Consider the following 21,261-nt stretch of genomic DNA (forward strand, 5'->3'; position numbering starts at 1 on the left):
GGTTCCGTGAGTCGGCGCCGGGTGGCCCACACGGGTGAGGCGTACGCCACAGGCGGGGTCCCCGCGGAGCGCTCAGGTCCCGTCGGTCTCCGTCGACGGCGGGGTCTCCGAGCCCGGGCGGGAGCGGACGTCCTCCGTGCACTCGTAGCGCCGCGGGGCCTCCGCACCGGGCCCGCCCAGCGTGACCGTGCCGTCGTCGGAGGCGGCCTCGGAGTCGCTGAACGTGCAGATGATCTGGGCCAGCGCGTACGACGACAGCTCGGCGGGCGGCCTGCTCAGACGGAGCGTGTCGTCCGGGTCGGCGGGGGCCGGGCCGCCCACCGTCAGGCCCTCCGGCACGTCCGTCATGTACTTCGCCTGCTGCTCGGCCTCCGACGGGGGCTCGGAGAGCTCGTCGAGGAGCGCCTGCGCGGCGCGTACCCGGTCCGTCTCCGCCGGTCCCGCCTCGATGCGCACGGTCCGGTCGACCTGGGCCAGCGACGACGAGCACAGCAGGAACACCTGGACGAGGATTCCGCGCGAGGACTGCGTACCGATGTCCGGGCCGGTCAGCGTGCACGGCACCCGGGAGGGCGCGGGCCCGAAGTCGGTCGGCACCTCCGTCGCCCGGATCCCGCACCCGGCGAGCGTCACGGCGAGCAGCGGCACGGCGAGGAGAGCGGCCCGCGTCCGGCGTACGGCCGGCTTCCGGGAAAGGGACACGGCACGCGTCCGGCGTACGCCCCATGCGTCGCGTACGGACATCACGCGCCCCCCTCGGTGCGGTCGCCCTCGCCGGACTTGTCCGTGCACCCGGGGTCCTCGGGGTTGCCGGGGCTGTCCGGGTTGTCGGGGTCCCTGAGCTCGGAGGCGTCGCGCGGCAGGCGCAGGGTGAAGACGGCGCCGCCCTTGGGCGAGTTCGCGGCGGTGATCTCGCCGCCGTGGATGTGGGCGTTCTCCAGGGCGATGGACAGACCCAGGCCGCTGCCCTCGGAACGCGGCCGGGAGGCGCTCGCCTTGTAGAAGCGGTCGAAGACGTGCGGCAGGACGTCCTCGGGGATGCCCGGGCCGTGGTCCTTGACCTCGATGACCAGGTCGTTGCCCTCGTCGCGCACCCGCACGCGCACCGGGGAACCGCCGTGCTTGAGGGCGTTGCCGATCAGGTTCGCCAGGATGACGTCCAGGCGGCGCGGGTCGAGGCGCGCCATGAGGCCGCGCTCGGCGTCCAGGTCCACCGCGTCCAGCCAGGCGCGCGCGTCGATGCAGGCGGTGATCTGGTCGGCGATGTCGACGTTGTCCGCGACGAGCCGGGCCGTGCCCGCGTCGAAGCGGGTGACCTCCATGAGGTTCTCCACCAGGTTGTTCAGCCGCCGGGTCTCGCTGACGACGAGCCGGACGGCGGGCTCGATCATCGGGTCGACGCTGCCGGTCTCCGCGTCGAGCTCCTCCTCGAGGACCTCGGTCACGGCGGTGATCGCGGTCAGCGGCGTCCGCAGCTCGTGCGACATGTCCGCCACGAACCGCCGGGACGCCTGCTCGCGGGCGCTCATGTCCTCGACCCGTTTCTCCAGCGACTCCGCCGTACGGTTGAACGTCCGTGACAGATCGGCGAGTTCGTCGGTCCCCGACACCCGCAGCCGGGTGTCCAGCTTGCCCTCACCGAGCCGGCGGGCCGCCGTGCCCAGGCGGTGCACCGGCTTGAGGACGGTCGTCGCGAGCGCCTGCGCCAGCAGCGCGGAGCCGACCAGCGCGAGACCGGTCGCGATCCCCAGCGACCAGGCAAGCGAGTTGAGGTCCTTGGCCTCCGGCTCCAGCGACTTGAGCATGTACCCGGTAGGCCCGCCGTTGATCACCTTCGCGCCGCCCACGAGATACGGCTTGTCGCCCTGGACTATCCGCTGCCAGTACAGGTGGTACGTGTACTTGTTGTTCGAGGAGATCTTCTGCTTCTTGTTCACCGCCTTCTGGAGGGACTTCGGTACGTCCTCCAGCGTGAAGGTGTCCAGGTCGGAGTTGCCGCGGACGGTGCCGCCGGTCTCGTCCTCGGCGATCAGCAGCACACTGAAACGCTGGCTGCTGTTCGCCATCTGCCCGGCGGCGCGCTGCAGTTCGTCCCGCGTCGGATGCTCCCGGAGCGTGCTGGCCCGGTTCTGCATCGCCTGCTGGAAGTCGCCGAGCACCGCGTCCTGCGTACGGGTGAGCACCGCCTCGCGGTTGAGCCAGTACGCGATGCCGGACGCCGACACGGCGGCCGTGAGCGCGACCAGACCGAACACCACGACCAGCCGCAGCCGCAGACTGGTGAAACGCAGGCCCGCCAGTATCGCCTTGCGTGCCGCGGCCCAGCCACGGAGCTTGTCCTGCGGTTTGGTCACTGAGGAGTGTCCAGCCGGTAGCCGACCCCGCGGACGGTACGGATGAGCGTCGGCGAGGACGGCACGTCCTCCACCTTCGCCCGCAGCCGCTGCACGCACGCGTCGACGAGCCGCGAGTCGCCGAGGTAGTCGTGCTCCCACACCAGCCGCAGCAACTGCTGGCGGGACAGCGCCTGTCCGGGCCGGCGGCTCAGCTCAAGGAGTAGCCGCAGCTCGGTGGGAGTCAGCTGCAGATCCTCGCCGTTCTTGGTCACGGTCATCGCCGCACGGTCGATGACGAGCGAACCGAACGTCGCCGAATCGTTGGCCTCGCGCTCACCACGCCGCAGCACCGCCCGGATACGGGCGTCGAGCACCCGCCCCTGCACGGGTTTGACGACATAGTCGTCGGCGCCGGACTCCAGTCCGACCACCACATCGATGTCATCGCTGCGCGCGGTCAGCAGGATGATCGGCAGTTGATCCGTACGCCGGATACGGCGGCACACCTCGAATCCGTCGATGCCGGGCAGCATCACATCGAGGACGATCAGATCGGGCCGCTGCTCGCGCAACAGCTTCAGACCGTCCTCACCCGTGGCAGCGGTGGCCACGCGGTGTCCCTGGCGCGTCAGAGAGAGCTCCAGGGCCGTCCGGATGGCGTCGTCGTCCTCGATCAGCAACAGGGAAGGCACGGACGTCATTCTGTCCCATGACGTGGGCGGGTATCGACTGTTGGAGCGCTCCCACACATGTCCCGCGTACGAGTGCGTGGCGTACGTGTCGTATGAGTAGCCGTACAACGCTTCTCTGTGATCGAACCGTGGCTCGCCGGGGCCCAACCCCTGTGACAGCTCTGTGACAGTCGGCGGACACCGTCATGAAGTGGCGGCGGCAAGATTTTGGTCACAGGCAAGGAAGCACCGCAGAACCGGAACTCCACGACGGGGGGCGCGAGATGAACACGCTGCACAGCACCAGCACTGGCGCAGTTGTCACGCGTCTCCACGACGTAAGGAGCACCGAGAAGTCCGGTGCCGTGAGCGGGCGGGGGTGCGCTCGCGGCACCGGGCGTCAGCACACCGGGTCGTACATGACGGTGGTTGACGCACATGTGGGGGGAACGAGCGGGGGAGCGTCGTACGGGGAGGGCTCGGGGGAGCGTCGTTCGGTGTCGGAGGCGGAGTTCACCGCCTACGTCCAGGAGCGCCGCGCCTCCCTGTACGCAACCGCCTACCACCTGACCGGTGACCGCTTCGAGGCCGAGGACCTGCTGCAGAGCGCGCTGTTCTCGACGTACCGGGCCTGGGAACGGATCAGCGACAAGGCCGCGGTCGGGGGCTACCTCCGCCGCACCATGACCAACCTGCACATCAGCGCGTGGCGCCGCCGCAAGCTGAACGAGTACCCGACCGAGGAGCTGCCGGAGACGGCCGGCGACACGGACGCGATGCGCGGCACCGAGCTGCGCGCCGTCCTGTGGCAGGCGCTCGCCCGGCTGCCCGAACTCCAGCGCACCATGCTGGTCCTTCGTTACTACGAGGGCCGCACGGACCCGGAGATCGCGGAAATCCTCGACATCAGTGTCGGCACGGTGAAGTCCAGCATCTGGCGGTCACTCCGCCGGCTGCGCGAGGACGAGGTCCTCAGCTTCGGCCGTGACGAGGAGGAGTCCTTCGGGGAGCTTGTCGCCTGAAGGGTGTGGGGGGATGCCCGCAACTCCGGGGGGAGGTAGCGGGCAGGGTGTTCGTCACTCCGGGGGGAGGCGGCGGACAGCACGGGGGAGCAGTACCGGGGGGAACCAACGGGGTCGGGGGACCACGGGGGAGCACCACACGGGGGAGCACGAAAAGAGCGGGACTGGATGGACCGGGGGGTCCAGCCAGTCCCGCTCTTCGTGCGCACGGGCGGGCTTCCCTTGTGGGCATGGCCGAGCAGGGGCGCCCCGTCAGGGGCGCGGGGCTGTGACATCTTGCGGCTCCGCCGCGGGGCGCGACCAGCCCCCACGCACCCGCACATCCCCCACAACCTCCCGCGAGGAGCGCGAAGCGACAGCGAGCCGCTCCAAAGCCTCGTCCCGATCACAGGCGTACGCGCCAAGCACAGTCTGCCGAGCCACAATCGACCGCTCGGCCCGCATCAACCGCCACCCCCGCCGAAGCAGAAACGGCACGGACTTACGCCCCTCCCGCAGATCCCGCAGGAACCGCCGACGGAACGTGGTCACCGCCCCCCGGCTCAGACACAGTGCATCGGCCAACACTCCGGCCTCCCGACACCGCCCCACGATCTCCGCCGCGAAGATGCCCTCAGCGATGAAAACGGGCGTCCCCGCAAAGTCGACGGCCTCCGCACCGGTACGTGCACTCAGCGAAATGTCGTACACCGGAACACTCGTACGCCCCGTCCGGCACAGCTCCTCGATCGCCGCGACCGCACCGTCCGCGTCCCAGGACAGCGGGTGGTCCCAGTCGATGTCCGAACTGCCCGCCACCTGCGGCAACGTCGGGTCGTCGCCCTCCTTGTAGAAGTCGTCGAGCCGCAGCACCGGAAGGCCGGAGCGGGCCGCGAGGAGGGACTTGCCGGAGCCGGAGGGGCCGCACAGCAGCACGACACGGGCAGTTGTCGCGGAATTCGGAAGATGGGAACTCACGAGACACCAGTGTGAAGCATCGCGGGCCCGGGCCGACCCCCGCGGGTCGCCTTTGGATCGCGCATCACACCTCAACTACCCTGTGTGCCGACCTGATTACTTTGCGCAGCAGAAGGTGGCAGCAGCCATGGCACGACACTCGGCCTCCCAGAACCCGACCGCCCGGCGCGCGTTGCTGGCCCTCACGACCGCGGGGATCGCCCTGGGCGCGGGTGCGACCACGGCGGCCGCGGACACCGACCCCGTTCTGGACGTGGTCCGCACCCGGCCCACCTCGACGGGCAACATCGACCCGCAGGCGGGGGTCCAGGCACTGACCGGGACCGTCGGCTACGTCACCGGACCGGTCGCGGGGCTGAAGCCCAACCCGCTGGCCGGCACGGGCGTCGACCCGCTCGACAACGGGCTCGCCACGCAGGTGGCCGACTTCCCGCCGCTGGCGACGACCATGCTGACGGGGCCGGTGGCGCAGGCCCAGTCGCTGGGCAGCGTGCCGGTGCTGGGCCAGGCGACGGGGCTGCTGGGCTGAAGGCCGAATGGAAGGAGCCGCGCTTCCCCCGGACGGAGGGGAAGCGCGGCTCCCGTCTTGATGGCCGCCCGCGGCTGCCTGTGGCAGGCCCTGGCCGCCCCTGGCAGGCCCTTAGTAGGACGAGCCGGAAGCGCCCAGCGCGCCCGTCGGGTGCCAGACCGTCTTCGTCTCCAGGAAGGCCGTCAGGCGCTCGGTGCCGGGCGTCTCGAAGTAATCCACAGCCTGTGGACGGAAGACCCGCTTGAGGTTGTCCGCGGCCGCGATCTCCAGCTCCTTCGCCAGGCCGTCGTCGGCGCCGGCGCCCGCGAGGTCGATCGCGTTGACGTCCTGGTGCGCGGCCAGCGGGGCCGCGATCTCCGCCGTCCTGCCGGAGAGGATGTTGACCACGCCGCCGGGGAGGTCGGACGTCGCCAGTACCTCGCCGAGCGAGAGCGCCGGGAGCGGGGCCTTCTCACTGGCGATCACGATGGCCGTGTTGCCGGTCGCGATCACCGGGGCGACCACCGAGACCAGGCCCAGGAAGGACGACTCCTGGGGGGCGAGGACGGTCACGACGCCCGTCGGCTCGGGAGTCGACAAGTTGAAGAACGGGCCCGCCACCGGGTTGCCGCCGCCGACCACCTGGGCGATCTTGTCGGTCCAGCCCGCGTACCAGACCCAGCGGTCGATGGCCGCGTCGACCTGGACGGCCGCCTTCGACTTGGACAGGCCCTCCGCGTCCGCCACTTCCCGTACGAACTGGTCCCGGCGGCCCTCCAGCATCTCGGCGATGCGGTAGAGGATCTGGCCGCGGTTGTACGCGGTCGCGCCGGACCACCCGCCGAACGCCTTGCGGGCCGCCACCACGGCGTCACGGGCGTCCTTGCGGGAGGCGAGCGGCGCGTTGGCCAGCCACTTGCCCTTTGAGTCGGTCACCTCGTACACCCGGCCGCTCTCGGAACGCGGGAACTTCCCGCCGACGTACAGCTTGTAGGTCTTGAAGACGCTGAGACGTTCGTTGTTGCGGTCAGACATCGAGGTACGCCTCCAGGCCGTGACGGCCGCCCTCGCGGCCGTAACCCGACTCCTTGTAGCCGCCGAACGGCGAGGTCGGGTCGAACTTGTTGAACGTGTTGGCCCAGACGACGCCCGCGCGGAGCTTGTTCGCGACGGCCAGGATCCGGGAGCCCTTCTCCGTCCAGATCCCGGCTGAAAGCCCGTACTGGCTGTTGTTGGCCTTCGCCACCGCCTCGTCCGGCGTACGGAAGGAGAGGACGGACAGGACCGGGCCGAAGATCTCGTCGCGGGCGACGGTGTGCGCCTGGGTGACGTTCGTGAAGAGCGTCGGGGCGAACCAGTAGCCGGAGGAGGGGAGTTCGCAGGCCGGGGCCCAGCGCTCGGCGCCCTCGGACTCGCCCTGCTCGACGAGCGTGGTGATACGGGCCAGCTGCTCGGCGGAGTTGATCGCGCCGATGTCCGTGTTCTTGTCGAGCGGGTCGCCGAGGCGGAGGGTCGAGAGCCGCCGCTTCAGGGAGTCGAGGAGCTCGTCCTGGATCGACTCCTGGACCAGCAGGCGCGAGCCCGCGCAGCAGACCTGGCCCTGGTTGAAGAAGATGCCGGTGACGATGCCCTCGACGGCCTGGTCGATCGGCGCGTCGTCGAAGACGATGTTCGCGCCCTTGCCGCCGAGTTCGAGGGTGACCTTCTTGCTCGTGCCCGCCACCTGGCGGGCGATCGCCTTGCCGACGGCCGTGGAGCCGGTGAAGGCCACCTTGTTCACGTCCGGGTGCTCGACCAGGGCCGCGCCCGTGTCGCCGTATCCCGGAAGGATGTTGACGACGCCCTTGGGGAGGCCCGCCTGGCGGCAGATGTCCGCGAAGAAGAGAGCACTCAAAGGTGTGGTCTCGGCCGGCTTCAGGACGACCGTGTTGCCCGTCGCGAGCGCCGGGGCGATCTTCCACGCCAGCATCAGGAGCGGGAAGTTCCAGGGGATGACCTGGCCCGCGACGCCGAGCGGGCGCGGGTTCGCACCGAAGCCGGCGTGGTCGAGCTTGTCGGCCCAGCCCGCGTAGTAGAAGAAGTGCGCGGCGACCAGGGGGAGGTCGGCGTCGCGCGTCTCCTTGATGGGCTTTCCGTTGTCGAGGGTCTCCAGGACGGCCAGTTCGCGGCTGCGCTCCTGGATGATCCGCGCGATACGGAAGAGGTACTTGGCGCGCTCGGAGCCGGGGAGCGCGGACCACTTCTCGAAGGCCTTGCGCGCGGCCTTGACGGCACGGTCGACGTCCGCCGTGCCGGCCTGCGCGACCTCGGAAAGGACCTCTTCGGTGCTCGGGCTGACGGTCTTGAAGACCTTGCCGTCCGCCGCCTCGGTGAACTCACCGTCGATGAACAGGCCGTACGAGGGCGCGATGTCGACGACGGAGCGGGACTCGGGAGCCGGTGCGTACTCGAATGCAGATGCCATGATGGATCAGTCCACCGTCACGTAGTCGGGGCCGGAGTAACGGCCGGTGGCCAGCTTCTGACGCTGCATCAGCAGGTCGTTCAGGAGCGAGGACGCGCCGAAGCGGAACCAGTGGTTGTCCAGCCAGTCCTCGCCCGCGGTCTCGTTGACCAGCACCAGGAACTTGATGGCGTCCTTGGTGGTGCGGATGCCGCCGGCGGGCTTCACGCCCACCTGTACCCCGGTCTGCGCGCGGAAGTCACGGACGGCTTCCAGCATGAGGAGGGTGTTGGCGGGCGTCGCGTTGACGGCGACCTTGCCCGTCGAGGTCTTGATGAAGTCGGCGCCGGCCAGCATGCCGAGCCAGCTCGCGCGCCGGATGTTGTCGTACGTCGACAGCTCGCCGGTCTCGAAGATGACCTTCAGGCGGGCGGCGCCCGAGGCCTCCTTCACGGCGACGATCTCGTCGTACACCTTCAGGTACTTGCCCGCGAGGAACGCCCCGCGGTCGATGACCATGTCGATCTCGTCGGCGCCAGCGGCGACCGCGTCCCGCACGTCGGCCAGCTTCACGTCGAGCGCGGCGCGGCCGGCCGGGAAGGCGGTGGCCACGGAGGCGACCTTCACGCCGGAGCCCGCGACGGCCTCCTTGGCGGTGGCCGCCATGTCCGGATAGACGCAGACGGCGGCGGTCGACGGGGCCGTGCGGTCCGTTGGGTCCGGGCGGACGGCCTTGGCGCCGAGCGCCCGGACCTTGCCAGGAGTGTCCGCGCCTTCCAGCGTCGTCAGGTCGACCATCGAGATGGCGAGGTCGATGGCGTACGCCTTCGCGGTCGTCTTGATGGAACGGGTACCGAGCGAGGCGGCGCGCGCCTCCAGGCCGACCGCGTCGACGCCGGGCAGCCCGTGAAGGAAGCGGCGCAGTGTGCTGTCCGACGCGGTCACGTCGCCTAGTGCGTGTGCGGCAACAGGTGCAGTGGTGGGCATGGTCACCAGACGAGCATATCTACGCGCGTAGCGGCTGTACACCCCCGAGTCGGAGCGGTGTCGGTGGCGTCGGGCAGAATCGGGACCATGACGACCCCGGACCACAAGTCACCCGCACCGGACGCACCGGATCCCCAGTTCAAGGACCGGGTCTACCGGTCGCCCTCCGGTGTGGCGGGCGGTGTGCTGCTGCTCGCCATCGTGGGCTGGCTCGGTATCGACGCACTGGTCACGGGCGACGGCCGGACGCCGTGGATGGCACTCGCCGTGCTGGTTTTCCTCGGCCCGCTGATCGTCGCCTTCACCCTGCGCCCGGCCGTCTTCGCCAACGAGGCGCGGCTGCGCGTCCGTAACCCCTTCCGGGTGATCCTGCTGCCCTGGGGCACGGTCGAGGGGTTCAAGTCCGGATATTCGAACGAGGTGTACGACAAGTCCGGGGCCAAGTTCCAGCTCTGGGCCGTGCCCGTCTCGCTGCGTGCCCGCAAGAGAGCGGCGCGCCGGGAGGCCCGCGAGGAGGCCCGTGGAGAGGGCCGTGGGGAGGGCCGTGGTGACGCGGGGAACCGTCGCGGCGGCCCGCCCGCGATGGCGGCCGGGCCCGTGCGCGCCCAGACCGACCAGATCATGGACGAGCTGCGCGAGCTGCTGGCGGCCCGGGGCAAGGACGCGCGGGCGCGGGGCGAGGTGTCGGTGCGGTGGGCGTACGAGATCGTGGGGCCCGCGGTGGTCGGAGCGGTGCTGCTGGTGATTCTGGTGGCGGTGGGGTGAGCCTCCGGGCGTTCCAGTCGTTCGGGTGGTTTCAGTCGTTCTAGTTGTTCCAGCCGTTCGGGCCTGAGGCGATGGGTGTGCCTCGGCCGTACGAGAAGGCGGCAACTACATCGGCGGCAGGAACGTCCTGTAAGCACCGGCGTCCCCACGTAACCCAGGAGTGCATGTGTCGTACGACGAGCCGCTGCGACTTCCCGCGGCCGCGATACCCGACGGCTGCCGGGACTGGACGGCCGGCCGGGCGGGCGGCTGGGCGGCCGTGCTGCCGCCGCGCTGGACGTTCCTGCGGGTGCGCAGATCGATCGCGGCCGGGCTGACCACCTTCGCGGTGTGCGTGGGGGCCTGGGCGGCGATGCTCGGCGGGCTGTGGCCGTTCGTCGCGGCCGGGTTCGCCGTGTACGTCCTGTGGGTGCTCGCGCGGCCCGAGCTGGTCTGGGTCGGGGCACCCGCCCTGCTCCTGGCGCTCGCCGTGGAGGCGCCCTCCCAGCCGTGGGCGGTCACCGCCGCCGGGGCGCTCGTCGTGGTCGTCTCCTGGGCCGCCGTCGCCGTACGCCTGAGGGCCCGCGGCGCACAGCTGGAACAGGCGCTGGAGGCCGCCGGGGACGTCACGGCACGGCTCCCGGACACGGACGTGAAGGTGCTGCGCGGCCGCTTCCTGTTCCCGCTCGGGCTCGTGGTGCTCGCGCTCGGCGTGCTGACGGGCGCCACCTCGGGACTCTGGGGCACCGGCGACGACCGCCGGGGTGCCTGGGTCATGGCCTTCTACCTGGCCGGGCTCGCCGTCACCGCCCTGGCCTCGGCCTGGCTGGGCCGACACCGGGCCACCGGCCTGCGCAGGGCCCCCGTACCCGTACTGCGTGTCCTGGTACGCGACGACGCGCAGGGCACCACGGAGGTGTACGCGGCGGACGATCTGGCGGCGGTGCGTCCGCTGTTCACCGTGGACCTCACCTCGTACGACGGCGACGCCGAAGTCGATGACGACGACGATGGCGATGGCGACGAGGGCGGAGCCGGGGAGGGTGGCGCTGACGGCGAGTACGCCGGTGAAGAGCTGGAGCGGCTCCTCGACGCGGTGGACGACGACACGCCCGGGCCGATCCGCGAAGCCGTGCTCTACGGGGCGCCCTTCGACGGGGCCGAGGTCGTGGTCGTCAGTGCCGACGAGGATCCGGAGCAGCCGCCGCTGACGGAGTGGTCGACAGGACCGGTCCGCCCGTTGTCCACGGGTGACGGCCGCCGGCGGGTCGCCAGGGAAAAGGCCCGCGAGGCGCAGAGCCGTCAACTGGAGGAGCAGGCAAGGGAGCTCGTCGAGGAGCTGGCCCCGGTGCCGGTACGCCGCTGGCGCGCGGGCCTGCTGGACCGGGCGGCGGCCGTACTGCTGGTGCTGTGGGGTTCCTGGTTCGGCTGGGAATGGATCACCGACTCCTCCACCCCCTTCTGGGAACTGGCCCTCGTCACCCTGGTCGGCCTCTACGGCGCCGCCCGCCTCCCGGTGAAGCTCGCCTGGCGCATCACCGCCGACCGCTCGGGCCTCTGGATCACGGAACTGCGCGGACCCCGGCACGTCCCCTGGGACGACATCCGCTCGGTGCGCCGCCAGTCCTTCGAGCTGAAACTGCGGTGGCGGGACGACGACTGGGCGGTCGCCGCGCCGCACTGGCCCTGGCTCCAGCGCCGACGGGGCCTGGCTCATCCGTACGACGCCCTGGCCGCCGAACTCACCGCCATGCGTACGCATCCCGCGCTGCGGCCCACCGGGGAGAGCACGGCGAGCGATCGGGGCCGGCCGCTGTGGCCGGTGGCCGTGCTGCTGGCCGTGGTCTGGGTGGGGGCGCTGGCGGTGTGGGGCTGAAGGACTGAGGGGCTGAAGGGTTGTGGGGCTGAGGGGTCCAGGAAACGTGAGGGAGGACGCTCAGGTCACGCTCCACAGACGTCGGTAGAAGTCGGTCCGGTGCGGGTCGGGGGCGATGCCGTAGGCGTCGAGGAGGGTGTCCTCCCAGCCGGGGCCGTAGTTCGCCTCGGTGTTCCAGGTGGCGACGGCCAGGTCGGCCCACCGGTCGGCGACGCCGAGGGCTCCCAGGTCGACGTGAGCGGACCAGGAGCCGTCCTCGTGCAGCAGCGTGTTCGGCGCGCAGGGGTCGCCGTGACAGACGACGAGGCGGTCGACCGGCGGCGGCTCGGGCAGGTCCGCGGGTACGTCCATGCCCGCACGCCGGGCGCGTTCCAGCCGCTGATCGACGGACCAGCCGAAGGGGCACTCGGTCACGGGCAGCCGCTCGTGCAGAGCCCGCAGCCCCGCCCCCACCGCCCGGACGGCCGTACCGGGGTCCGCCTTCCACCGGTCGCTGACGGCACTGCTGCCGGGCAGCTCATCCGTGACGAGCCAGGCCGCCCCGTCCGCGTCGGTTCCGTGCTCCCGCACGTGGGGCACCGGTGTGAAGCGCCGGGCCCAGTCCAGCCGTTCCGCCTCGGCGGCCAGGTCGAGCCCCGAGCCCGCCGGAGCCCACTTGACGAACAGCCCGCCGTCCCCGCCCTCGCCCCTGCCTCCGCCCTCGCCCCCGCCCCCGATCCGGAAGGTCAGGCCGCCCAGCTCGTTCAGCCAGACGGGCAGTAGCGGGCGGCCCTCGGCGAGGGTGGCGATCGGGGCGGGTACGTGAACTGTGGCGGGTGGGGGACCGGAGTAGGGCATGGGCGCATGGTGCTCTTCGGGGCGCGCCCGGGGCGAGTGGTTTTCCGGCGGTCAGATGCCCGCGGCCGCCGACAGGTCCCGCTTGATCGTCGCCAGGAGGGCCGTCGCCTTCGCGCGGGCCGCAGGGAGGTCGGCGTGGGTGTCCACCGGGACGACGACCTCCAGGTAGCACTTCAGCTTCGGTTCCGTGCCGCTGGGGCGGACGATGACGCGGGCGCCGTCCAGCGTGTAGCGCAGGCCGTCGGTGGGCGGGAGCTTGTCCGTGCCCTTGGTCAGGTCCTCGGACCTGGTGACGGGCAGGCCGGCGAGCTCGGTGGGCGGCTGCTCACGCAGGCGCCGCATCGCGTCCGCGATCAGGGAGATGTCGTCCACGCGGACCGCGAGCTGGTCGGTGGCGTGCAGGCCGTGCTCGACCGCGATGTCGTCGAGGAGATCGAGGAGGGTGCGGTTCTCGGCCTTGAGTTCGGACGCCAGTTCCGTGATCAGGAGCGCCGCCGTGATGCCGTCCTTGTCCCGTACGCCCTCGGGGTCGACGCAGTAGCCCAGCGCCTCCTCGTAGCCGTACCGGAGGCCGTCCACCCTGGCGATCCACTTGAAGCCCGTCAGGGTCTCCTCGTACGGGAGGCCCGCCTTCCCGGCGATCCGGCCGAGCAGGGAGGACGAGACGATCGACTCCGCGAAGGTGCCGCGCGCGCCCCTGTCGACCAGGTGCTGCGCCAGGAGCGCGCCCACCTCGTCGCCGCGCAGCATGCGCCAGTCCGCGCCGTCGGGGACGGCCGCCGCACAGCGGTCGGCGTCCGGGTCGTTCGCGATGATCAGGTCCGGATTCGTCTCGCGGGCCTTCGCGAAGGCCAGGTCCATCGCGCCCGGCTCCTCCGGGTTCGGGAACGCGACCGTGGGGAAGTCCGGGTCCGGGTCCGCCTGCTCGGCCACCAGGGCGGGGGCGGGGAAGCCGGCTCGGGCGAACGCCGCGAGGAGCGTCTCCTTGCCCACGCCGTGCATCGCCGTGTAGACGGTGCGGGCGGTGCGGGGGGAGCCGGCGGACAGCACCGCGTCCGTGCGGGCCAGGTAGGCGTTCAGGACGCCGTCGTCGAGGGTTTGCCAGCCGTCGTCCGGGCGGGGGACGGTGGCGAGGCCGGCGATCGCCTCGATCTCCGCCGCGATCTCCGCGTCCGCCGGGGGGACGATCTGGGAGCCGTCGCCGAGGTAGACCTTGTAGCCGTTGTCCCGCGGGGGGTTGTGGCTGGCCGTCACCTCTACGCCGGCCGCCGCGCCCAGGTGCCTTATGGCGTACGCGAGTACGGGGGTGGGGAGCGGGCGGGGGAGCAGTGCCGCGCGCAGGCCGGCGCCCGTCATGACGGCGGCGGTGTCGCGGGCGAAGTCGGCGGACTTGTGGCGGGCGTCGTAGCCGATGACGACCAGGCCGTTGTCCTGGCCCTTCGACTTCAGGTACGCGGCGAGGCCGGCGGCGGCGCGGATCACCACCGAGCGGTTCATGCGCATCGGGCCTGCGCCGAGTTCGCCTCGCAGGCCCGCTGTGCCGAACTGGAGGGTGCCGGTGAAGCGTGCGGTGAGCTCCGCTGTGTCCTCGGCGTCGATGAGCTTGGCGAGTTCCTCGCGGGTGTCCGCGTCGGGGTCCTCGGCCAGCCATGCCTTGGCCTTTGCGATGAGTTCGTCCTGCACGTCGGGTGAACCTCTCTCTTCGTCCTGCCGTTGCCGTGTACCCGGATTCTCGCCCCCGCCGCCCCTACCCGTCCCATCCCTGGGGGCTGCCGCCCCCAGACCCCCGCCTTCGGCCTGAACGGCCTCGTCCTCAAACGCCGGACGGGCTGGGGGTGCCTGGGCAGGCGGGTGCGCGGGCGTGCTGGAGGTGCTTGGGCGGGCTGAGGTGCGTGGGCGGCCTGGAGGGCAGGGCGCACAGCCCGCCCTCCAGGGGCGCGGGGAACTGCGCGACCAGCCACAGCCCACCCGCACCCGACAACGCACCTAGAGCCGACCCAGCACCTGCGTGAGGAGCGCTCCCATGCGCGCGGCGGAGTCGCGGCCCGCCTGGAGGACCTCCTCGTGGTTGAGGGGCTCGCCGGTCATGCCCGCGGCGAGGTTAGTCACCAGGGAGATGCCGAGCACCTCCGCACCCGCCTCGCGCGCAGCGATGGCTTCGAGGGTCGTCGACATGCCGACGAGGTCCGCACCGATGGCGCGGGCCATCCGGATCTCGGCCGGCGTCTCGTAGTGCGGGCCGGTGAACTGCGCGTACACGCCCTCTTCGAGGGTCTCGTCGATCTCCTTGCACAGGGCGCGCAGGCGCGGCGAGTACAGATCCGTCAGGTCGACGAAGTTCGCGCCGACGATCGGGGAGGCCGCCGTCAGGTTGATGTGGTCGCTGATGAGGACCGGCTGGCCGGGACGCATGCCCTCGCGCAGACCGCCGCAGCCGTTGGTCAGCACGATGGTCTTGCAGCCGGCCGCCACGGCCGTACGGACGCCGTGCGCGACGGCGGCGACACCGCGGCCCTCGTAGTAGTGGGTGCGGCCGAGGAAGACGAGCGCGCGCTTGTCGCCGCTCTGGTACGAGCGGATCTGGCCACCGTGGCCCTCGACCGCCGGCGGCGGGAAGCCGGGCAGCTCGGTGACCTGGAACTCGGCCGCGGGGGCGCCGAGGGCGTCCACGGCCGGGGCCCAGCCGGAGCCCATCACAAGGGCGACGTCGTGGGTCTCGGCGCCCGTCAGTTCCCGCAGGCGCGCGGCGGCGGCGTCGGCGGCGGCGTACGGGTCGCCCTGGATGTCGTCCGGAAGGAGAGATGCGTTCACGCGCATGAGGGTAGCCGCTCCGGGCCTACGCGCGTAGATGGTGAGGTCGTGGGATTGCGATCGTTGTCTTGTTGTTTCCGGTCGCTTTCCGTCGCCGGCCGCCACTTTCCGCCGCCGGCACCGGCACAGGCACCGGCTCTTCGCGCGGAGCGCTCAGCAGGGGCGCTTGCGCAGTTCCATCACGTAGTCGTGCGGGGCGCCGGCCGATTCCGCCGCGTCCGCGATCTCGCCGAGGTAGCGGGCCGAGGGAAGTCCGCCCTCGTAACCGTTGAGTACGTAGACCCACGCCGGCTCCTCACCCTCCAGGGTGTGGATGCGTACGCGCATACGGCGGTAGATGTCGAGGCCGACGCCCTCCCAGCGGTCCATGGACTCCTCGTCCATGGGCGCGAGGTCGTACAGGGCGACGAAGACCTGCGAGCGCGGGGCCTCGGCGATGGTCACCAGCGCGCCCTCCCAGCCCATGTGCTCGCCGCCGAACGTCAGCCGCCAGCCGCTCAGCCACCCGGTGGCGCGGAGCGGCGAGTGCGGGGCGCGGCGTGTCATGAGCCGCGGGTCGAGATTGCCGGCGTACGCGGCGTAGAGCGACATGGGGTCGAGAGTACGGCAGCGAACACGTACGCCTCTCCCGTAACTGAGGCACCCGCCTTCCGCGACCGGGACGACCGGCGGGAGCCCCCGGGCGGAAGCATCGTGGGGCGTGCGGGACAATGGAGTACGTGACTCGGATCGTGATCATTGGTGGCGGACCCGGCGGATACGAGGCGGCCCTGGTAGCCGCCCAGCTCGGCGCGGAGGTAACCGTCGTCGACTGCGACGGCCTGGGCGGGGCGTCGGTGCTCACCGACTGCGTCCCGTCGAAGACCCTGATCGCCACGGCCGAGGTGATGACCACCTTCGACTCCTCCTACGAGGAGCTGGGGATCATCGTCGCGGATGACACTCCTCACATCGACGCGCCCGCGCGGGTCGTCGGTGTCGACCTCGGCAAGGTCAACCGGCGTGTGAAGCGCCTCGCGCTCGCCCAGTCGCACGACATCACGGCCTCCGTGACGCGTGCGGGCGCCCGGGTGCTGCGCGGACGCGGGCGGCTCGAAGGCATGCAGGCCCTGGACGGGTCGCGGAAGGTCGTCGTACGGGCCGCGGACGGCAGCGAGGAGACGCTCGTCGCCGACGCCGTGCTCATCGCCACCGGCGGGCACCCCCGTGAGCTGCCCGACGCGCAGCCCGACGGCGAGCGGATTCTGAACTGGACCCAGGTGTACGACCTGGACGAGCTCCCCGACGAGCTCATCGTGGTCGGCTCCGGTGTCACCGGTGCCGAGTTCGCCGGTGCCTACCAGGCGCTCGGGTCGCGGGTCACGCTCGTTTCCAGCCGCGACCGCGTGCTGCCGGGCGAGGACCCGGACGCGGCGGCCGTCCTGGAGGACGTGTTCCGGCGGCGCGGCATGAACGTCATGGCGCGCTCGCGGGCCCAGTCCGCCAAGCGGGTCGGCGACCGGGTCGAGGTGGCCCTGAACGACGGCCGTGTCATCACCGGCTCGCACTGCCTGATGGCCGTCGGCGCCATCCCCAACAGCCACGGCATGGGCCTTGAGGAGGCCGGGGTCAAGGTCCAGGAGTCCGGGCACATCTGGACCGACAAGGTGTCCAGGACGACGGCTCCCGGTGTGTACGCCGCCGGTGACGTGACCGGTGTCTTCGCGCTCGCCTCGGTGGCCGCGATGCAGGGGCGTATCGCGATGTACCACTTCCTGGGGGACGCGGTCGCTCCGCTGAACCTGAAGACGGTGTCCTCGAACGTCTTCACCGACCCCGAGATCGCCACCGTCGGCTACACGCAGGCCGATGTCGACGGCGGTGTCATCGACGCCCGGGGCGTGAAGCTGCCGCTGCTGCGCAACCCGCGCGCCAAGATGCAGGGCATCCGGGACGGCTTCGTGAAGATCTTCTGCCGGCCGGGCACCGGCATCGTCGTCGGCGGTGTGGTCGTCGCGCCGCGCGCTTCGGAACTGATCCATCCGATCTCGATCGCGGTCGACAACAACCTGACAGTCGAACAGATCGCGAACGCGTTCACCGTGTACCCGTCTCTGTCGGGCTCGATCGCGGAGGTGGCCCGGCAGCTGCACACCCGGAAGACCGAGGGCGACGCCTGACGGGGAAAGCGACTCCCCGCTGGTCACGGGGAGTTGTCGACGGGTCGTCGACCATTCGTGCGGCATAGGCGGTGCGAGTAGGCGCGTATACCACTTCGTGCCCTGCTGTGCGAACAACTTCTGCTATTCGGCGCAAACTGCTGAAAGCAGACGGTCGTTGGGGTTACTGTCAGTTTCGTGTTCGCTGCAGAACGTCGCCAATTGATCCTCGAAATGGTGCGAGCGAATGGGGCCGTGTCGCTCCGTGAGCTCGCCCGCGTCGTCCAGACCTCCGAAGTGACCGTACGGCGGGACGTGCGCGCACTGGAGGCAGAAGGACTCCTCGACCGCCGACACGGCGGTGCGGTATTGCCGGGCGGGTTCACGCGGGAGTCCGGCTTTCCGCAGAAATCTCATCTCGCGACCGCTGAGAAAACGGCCATCGCCGATCTCGCCGCGAGTCTCGTCGAAGAGGGCGAGGCCATTGTGGTGGGGGCGGGTACCACCACGCAGGAGCTGGCACGCCGGCTCGCGCGGGTACCCGGGCTCACCGTCGTCACCAACTCCCTCTTGGTGGCCCAGGCGTTGGCCCATGCCAACCGCGTGGAGGTCGTGATGACCGGCGGCACCCTGCGCGGTTCCAACTACGCCCTGGTCGGCAGCGGTGCCGAGCAGTCCCTCCAGGGGCTGCGGGTCTCCCGGGCCTTCCTGTCGGGGAGCGGGCTGACCGCCGAGCGCGGTCTGTCCACCTCCAACATGCTGTCGGCGTCCGTCGACCGCGCGTTGGTGCAGGCGGCCGCGGAGGTCGTCGTCCTCGCCGACCACACCAAACTCGGTACCGACACGATGTTCCAGACGGTACCGACCGATGTGATCACCCGGCTGGTCACCGACGAACCACCGGCCCACGACGACCGTGCGGCCACCGAACTGCAGGCTCTGGCCGACCAGGGCGTGCAGATCGCGGTGGCCGGGGCGGGCGGTGCGGGAGGGGATTCGGTCCCGGCGGGGCGCCAGCCGTCACGCCGGGACGTGCCGCTTCCGGGCCCGCGGAGAGGCCAGGTCCCGGGTGGAGGACCGCAGTTGCGCAGTGCGGCCGCGGTGCTGGGGGAACAGCCTCAGAGCGAGCGGGCGCGGGTCGCCGATCTGCGCCGCCGCTGACGGGGCCGACAGGCAGAGGGTCGAGACAGCGGGTCGACAGCCGGACGGGTCGGCAGACAGGCGCCCCGGCATCGCTGACGGACGGCGGTCCAGTTCGTACGTCAGCAGGTGTCAGGTCTTCAGGCCCCGCAAGGTCAGGGTCAGCAGTCGGTCGGCCAGGTCCGGGTCGCCCGGGGTCTCTTCGGCGGCCAGCGCGATCGCGTTGGTCAGCTGGAGCAGATCGCCGATGGAGACATCGGAGCGTACGGCGCCCGCCCGCTGGGCACGCGCCAGCAGGGTGCTGCCCGCCTCGCGCATCGGCCCGCTGCACCGGGCGAGCTCCGAACCGTCGTCGTGCGAGGCCGACATGAGCGCACGCGACAGACCGCGGTACTCACTCGCATGAGTGATGATGGCGCGCAGCCATGCTACGAGCGCCGTGCACGGCTGCGGGTCGTCGAGCAGTGCGCGCGAGCGGCACAGCAGATCGCTGACCGCGTCCGCGAAGACCGCGCTCAGCAGCGCGTGCCGGTTCGGGAAGTGCCGGTACAGCGTGCCGATGCCGACTCCCGCGCGCCGTGCCACGTCCTCCAGGGACGCGTCCGCCCCGTACTCGGCGAACGCGGCCCGCGCCTCCGCGACCAGCCGGTCGCGGTTGCGGCGGGCGTCGGCGCGCATGGGGCGGACCACCATGACACCTTCCGCGGTCTCATGCGAGGTCGTGCTCACCATGACGTTCACCTGCCCTCTCCCGCCGCACCGGCTGCTGTCCAGCATGCCATCGCGGGCGCACGAACAGGGCTTCAGGGCTGGTGGACGTCCGATGGAGAACGAAGCGCCCGGCAGCCCCTCAGCCCGTAAAGGGTCTGTCGGGCTGCCGGGCGCTTCGTACGCGCGTGGCGAAGGGACCGAGGGTGTCAGTCCTTGATCTCGCAGATCATGGCGCCGGAGGTGACGGAGGCGCCGACCTCGGCGGTCAGGCCCTTGATGGTGCCGGAGCGGTGGGCGTTGAGGGGCTGCTCCATCTTCATGGCCTCAAGGACGACGACCAGGTCGCCCTCCTTGACCTCCTGGCCCTCCTCGACCGCGATCTTGACGATGGTGCCCTGCATCGGGGAGGCGAGGGTGTCGCCGGAGGCGGCCGGACCCGACTTCTTGGCCGCGCGACGCTTGGGCTTGGCGCCCGCCGCAAGGCCGGTACGGGCCAGCGACATGCCCAGCGAGATCGGCAGGGAGACCTCAAGGCGCTTGCCGCCGACCTCGACGACGACAGTCTCCCGGCCCGGCTCGTCGTCGGTGTCGGTGTCCGCGGGGGCGGCGAAGGGCTTGATGTCGTTGACGAACTCGGTCTCGATCCACCGGGTGTGGACCGTGAACGGGTCGGTGGAGCCGGTGAGTTCGGGGGCGAACGCCGGGTCGATGACCACCTTGCGGTGGAAGGTGATGGCGGTGGCCATGCCCTCGACGTTGAACTCGTCGAGCGCGCGGGCGGCCCGCTGGAGGGCCTGCTCGCGGGTGGCGCCCGTGACGATCAGCTTGGCGAGCAGCGAGTCCCAGGCCGGACCGATCACGGAACCGGTCTCCACGCCCGCGTCCAGGCGCACGCCCGGGCCCGACGGTGTGGCGAAGGTGGTCACCGTGCCGGGGGCGGGCAGGAAGCCGCGGCCCGGGTCCTCGCCGTTGATGCGGAACTCGAAGGAGTGGCCGCGCAGTTGCGGGTCGCCGTAGCCGAGCTCCTCGCCGTCGGCGATCCGGAACATCTCGCGGACCAGGTCGATGCCGGCGACCTCCTCGGTGACCGGGTGCTCCACCTGGAGACGGGTGTTGACCTCCAGGAAGGAGATCGTGCCGTCGGTGCCGACCAGGAACTCCACGGTGCCCGCGCCGACGTAGCCGGCCTCCTTGAGGATGGCCTTGGAGGCGGCGTACAGCTGTGTGTTCTGCTCCTCGGAGAGGAACGGCGCCGGGGCCTCCTCGACCAGCTTCTGGTGGCGGCGCTGGAGCGAGCAGTCACGCGTCGACACGACGACCACGTTGCCGTGGGAGTCGGCCAGGCACTGGGTCTCCACGTGCCGCGGCTTGTCCAGGTAGCGCTCCACGAAGCACTCGCCGCGGCCGAAGGCGGCGACCGCCTCGCGCACCGCGGAGTCGTACAGCTCCGGCACTTCCTCCAGCGTGCGGGCGACCTTCAGGCCGCGGCCGCCGCCGCCGAACGCCGCCTTGATGGCGATCGGCAGGCCGTGTTCGCGGGCGAACGCGACGACCTCGTCGGCGCCCGAGACCGGATCCGGGGTACCGGCCACCAGCGGCGCGCCGGCGCGCTGCGCGATGTGCCGGGCGGCGACCTTGTCACCCAGGTCGCGGATCGCCTGCGGCGGCGGGCCGATCCAGATCAGCCCGGCGTCCCCGACCGCCTGCGCGAAGTCGGCGTTCTCGGACAGGAAGCCGTACCCGGGGTGGATCGCGTCCGCGCCGGAGTCCTTGGCGGCCTGCAGCACCTTGCCGATGTCGAGGTAGCTGGTGGCCGGGGTGTCACCGCCCAGGGCGAACGCCTCGTCCGCGGCCCGCACATGCAGCGCGTCCCGGTCCGGGTCGGCGTACACGGCCACGCTCGCGATCCCGGCGTCTCGGCACGCCCGGGCGACACGGACAGCGATTTCGCCACGGTTGGCGATCAACACCTTGCGCACGTTGGCTCCCTCTCCTTGAAACAAGCCGAGTTTAGGGACTGCCGACACGTCGTTTCGACCCGTCCCCGATGGTGAGCTTGCCCACACGGAGCGTGACGCGT

At 71.2% G+C, this 21,261-nt stretch carries 19 protein-coding genes; 6 read left to right on the forward strand and 13 right to left on the reverse strand.

Annotated elements, in window-relative coordinates; genetic code table 11:
- Positions 1 to 72: 72 nt before the first annotated feature.
- Genes AB0I18_RS00670 through afsQ1 form a run of 3 tightly spaced genes read right to left on the reverse strand, consistent with a single transcriptional unit; the run spans position 73 to position 3,028 of the window.
- Positions 73 to 744 carry a hypothetical protein gene (locus AB0I18_RS00670; RefSeq protein WP_363103131.1) on the reverse strand — a complete coding sequence of 224 codons (672 nt, stop codon included), beginning with the start codon at positions 742 to 744 and terminating at the stop codon, positions 73 to 75.
- Entirely contained in the window at positions 744 to 2,354 is a 1,611-nt protein-coding gene (locus AB0I18_RS00675) for a HAMP domain-containing sensor histidine kinase (protein WP_363103132.1), read from the reverse strand. The genes AB0I18_RS00670 and AB0I18_RS00675 overlap by 1 nt, the downstream gene beginning before the upstream one ends.
- Complete coding sequence (gene afsQ1 / locus AB0I18_RS00680) at positions 2,351 to 3,028, reverse strand: two-component system response regulator AfsQ1 (protein ID WP_181387337.1); 678 nt, start codon at positions 3,026 to 3,028, stop codon at positions 2,351 to 2,353. Before afsQ1 ends, AB0I18_RS00675 begins: the two co-directional genes overlap by 4 nt.
- Positions 3,029 to 3,291: 263 nt before the next feature.
- On the opposite strand from afsQ1, the gene AB0I18_RS00685 reads away from it, so the two are divergent.
- Positions 3,292 to 4,029 carry a SigE family RNA polymerase sigma factor gene (locus tag AB0I18_RS00685; RefSeq protein WP_363103133.1) on the forward strand — a complete coding sequence of 246 codons (738 nt, stop codon included), beginning with the start codon at positions 3,292 to 3,294 and terminating at the stop codon, positions 4,027 to 4,029.
- Between the two features lie 252 nt (positions 4,030 to 4,281).
- Here AB0I18_RS00685 and AB0I18_RS00690 read toward each other — a convergent pair whose 3' ends face one another.
- A complete protein-coding gene (locus AB0I18_RS00690) occupies positions 4,282 to 4,986 on the reverse strand; it encodes a uridine kinase (protein ID WP_363103134.1) in 705 nt (234 codons plus the stop codon).
- A 127-nt stretch (positions 4,987 to 5,113) separates the two neighbouring features.
- On the opposite strand from AB0I18_RS00690, the gene AB0I18_RS00695 reads away from it, so the two are divergent.
- Positions 5,114 to 5,515, forward strand: coding sequence for a hypothetical protein (locus AB0I18_RS00695; protein ID WP_363103135.1), 402 nt, complete (start codon positions 5,114 to 5,116; stop codon positions 5,513 to 5,515).
- Positions 5,516 to 5,626: 111 nt separating this feature from the next.
- On the opposite strand, the gene AB0I18_RS00700 is transcribed toward AB0I18_RS00695, so the two are convergent.
- The 3 genes from AB0I18_RS00700 to deoC are packed head-to-tail and all read right to left on the reverse strand — an operon-like array spanning position 5,627 to position 8,924.
- A complete protein-coding gene (locus AB0I18_RS00700) occupies positions 5,627 to 6,529 on the reverse strand; it encodes an aldehyde dehydrogenase family protein (RefSeq protein WP_363103136.1) in 903 nt (300 codons plus the stop codon).
- Positions 6,522 to 7,958, reverse strand: coding sequence for an aldehyde dehydrogenase family protein (locus AB0I18_RS00705; RefSeq protein ID WP_363103137.1), 1,437 nt, complete (start codon positions 7,956 to 7,958; stop codon positions 6,522 to 6,524). The genes AB0I18_RS00700 and AB0I18_RS00705 overlap by 8 nt, the downstream gene beginning before the upstream one ends.
- 6 nt (positions 7,959 to 7,964) lie before the next feature.
- Positions 7,965 to 8,924 carry a deoxyribose-phosphate aldolase gene (gene deoC / locus AB0I18_RS00710; protein ID WP_363103204.1) on the reverse strand — a complete coding sequence of 320 codons (960 nt, stop codon included), beginning with the start codon at positions 8,922 to 8,924 and terminating at the stop codon, positions 7,965 to 7,967.
- Positions 8,925 to 9,011: 87 nt separating this feature from the next.
- Here deoC and AB0I18_RS00715 point away from each other — a divergent pair, with 87 nt between their 5' ends.
- Together AB0I18_RS00715 and AB0I18_RS00720 are read left to right on the forward strand one after the other, a co-directional pair.
- Positions 9,012 to 9,689: a PH domain-containing protein gene (locus AB0I18_RS00715; RefSeq protein ID WP_363103138.1), complete on the forward strand. Its 678-nt coding sequence runs from the start codon at positions 9,012 to 9,014 to the stop codon at positions 9,687 to 9,689.
- 166 nt (positions 9,690 to 9,855) lie between these two features.
- Complete coding sequence (locus tag AB0I18_RS00720; protein WP_363103139.1) at positions 9,856 to 11,544, forward strand: hypothetical protein; 1,689 nt, start codon at positions 9,856 to 9,858, stop codon at positions 11,542 to 11,544.
- 60 nt (positions 11,545 to 11,604) lie between these two features.
- On the opposite strand, the gene AB0I18_RS00725 is transcribed toward AB0I18_RS00720, so the two are convergent.
- The 4 genes from AB0I18_RS00725 to AB0I18_RS00740 all read right to left on the reverse strand — a co-directional run bounded on the left by AB0I18_RS00725 (position 11,605) and on the right by AB0I18_RS00740 (position 15,783).
- The gene (locus AB0I18_RS00725; RefSeq protein WP_363103140.1) at positions 11,605 to 12,381 is read right to left on the reverse strand and encodes an aminoglycoside 3'-phosphotransferase; all 777 of its coding nucleotides are present in this window, start codon (positions 12,379 to 12,381) and stop codon (positions 11,605 to 11,607) included.
- 51 nt (positions 12,382 to 12,432) lie between these two features.
- On the reverse strand, positions 12,433 to 14,064 hold the full coding sequence (locus tag AB0I18_RS00730) for a phospho-sugar mutase (RefSeq protein ID WP_363103141.1): 1,632 nt from the start codon (positions 14,062 to 14,064) through the stop codon (positions 12,433 to 12,435).
- A gap of 303 nt (positions 14,065 to 14,367) precedes the next feature.
- On the reverse strand, positions 14,368 to 15,192 hold the full coding sequence (locus tag AB0I18_RS00735; RefSeq protein WP_363103142.1) for a purine-nucleoside phosphorylase: 825 nt from the start codon (positions 15,190 to 15,192) through the stop codon (positions 14,368 to 14,370).
- Between the two features lie 153 nt (positions 15,193 to 15,345).
- Entirely contained in the window at positions 15,346 to 15,783 is a 438-nt protein-coding gene (locus AB0I18_RS00740; protein WP_363103143.1) for a gamma-glutamylcyclotransferase, read from the reverse strand.
- Positions 15,784 to 15,902: 119 nt separating this feature from the next.
- Between AB0I18_RS00740 and AB0I18_RS00745 the strand changes: the two genes are divergently transcribed.
- Positions 15,903 to 17,351, forward strand: a complete 1,449-nt coding sequence (locus AB0I18_RS00745) for an NAD(P)H-quinone dehydrogenase (protein ID WP_363103144.1) — start codon at positions 15,903 to 15,905, stop codon at positions 17,349 to 17,351.
- A 177-nt stretch (positions 17,352 to 17,528) separates the two neighbouring features.
- A complete protein-coding gene (locus AB0I18_RS00750) occupies positions 17,529 to 18,491 on the forward strand; it encodes a DeoR/GlpR family DNA-binding transcription regulator (protein WP_363103145.1) in 963 nt (320 codons plus the stop codon).
- A gap of 111 nt (positions 18,492 to 18,602) precedes the next feature.
- On the opposite strand, the gene AB0I18_RS00755 is transcribed toward AB0I18_RS00750, so the two are convergent.
- Together AB0I18_RS00755 and AB0I18_RS00760 are read right to left on the reverse strand one after the other, a co-directional pair.
- Positions 18,603 to 19,202 (reverse strand): helix-turn-helix domain-containing protein, encoded by a 600-nt coding sequence (locus AB0I18_RS00755; protein ID WP_363103146.1) that lies wholly within the window; start codon positions 19,200 to 19,202, stop codon positions 18,603 to 18,605.
- A gap of 185 nt (positions 19,203 to 19,387) precedes the next feature.
- Positions 19,388 to 21,160 (reverse strand): biotin carboxylase N-terminal domain-containing protein, encoded by a 1,773-nt coding sequence (locus AB0I18_RS00760; protein WP_363103147.1) that lies wholly within the window; start codon positions 21,158 to 21,160, stop codon positions 19,388 to 19,390.
- Positions 21,161 to 21,261 lie beyond the last annotated feature (101 nt).

The sequence above is a fragment of the Streptomyces sp. NPDC050704 genome, from assembly GCF_040654355.1.
GTDB lineage: Bacteria > Actinomycetota > Actinomycetes > Streptomycetales > Streptomycetaceae > Streptomyces.

Coding starts and splice junctions, on each gene's coding strand:
- AB0I18_RS00685 (WP_363103133.1), top strand. CDS start 3,292: ATGAACACGCTGCACAGCACCAGCACTGGCGCAGTTGTCACGCGTCTC.
- deoC (WP_363103204.1), bottom strand. CDS start 8,924: ATGCCCACCACTGCACCTGTTGCCGCACACGCACTAGGCGACGTGACC.
- AB0I18_RS00705 (WP_363103137.1), bottom strand. CDS start 7,958: ATGGCATCTGCATTCGAGTACGCACCGGCTCCCGAGTCCCGCTCCGTC.
- AB0I18_RS00695 (WP_363103135.1), top strand. CDS start 5,114: ATGGCACGACACTCGGCCTCCCAGAACCCGACCGCCCGGCGCGCGTTG.
- AB0I18_RS00745 (WP_363103144.1), top strand. CDS start 15,903: ATGGAGTACGTGACTCGGATCGTGATCATTGGTGGCGGACCCGGCGGA.
- AB0I18_RS00755 (WP_363103146.1), bottom strand. CDS start 19,202: ATGGTGAGCACGACCTCGCATGAGACCGCGGAAGGTGTCATGGTGGTC.
- AB0I18_RS00670 (WP_363103131.1), bottom strand. CDS start 744: ATGTCCGTACGCGACGCATGGGGCGTACGCCGGACGCGTGCCGTGTCC.
- AB0I18_RS00725 (WP_363103140.1), bottom strand. CDS start 12,381: ATGCCCTACTCCGGTCCCCCACCCGCCACAGTTCACGTACCCGCCCCG.
- AB0I18_RS00700 (WP_363103136.1), bottom strand. CDS start 6,529: ATGTCTGACCGCAACAACGAACGTCTCAGCGTCTTCAAGACCTACAAG.
- AB0I18_RS00715 (WP_363103138.1), top strand. CDS start 9,012: ATGACGACCCCGGACCACAAGTCACCCGCACCGGACGCACCGGATCCC.
- AB0I18_RS00740 (WP_363103143.1), bottom strand. CDS start 15,783: ATGTCGCTCTACGCCGCGTACGCCGGCAATCTCGACCCGCGGCTCATG.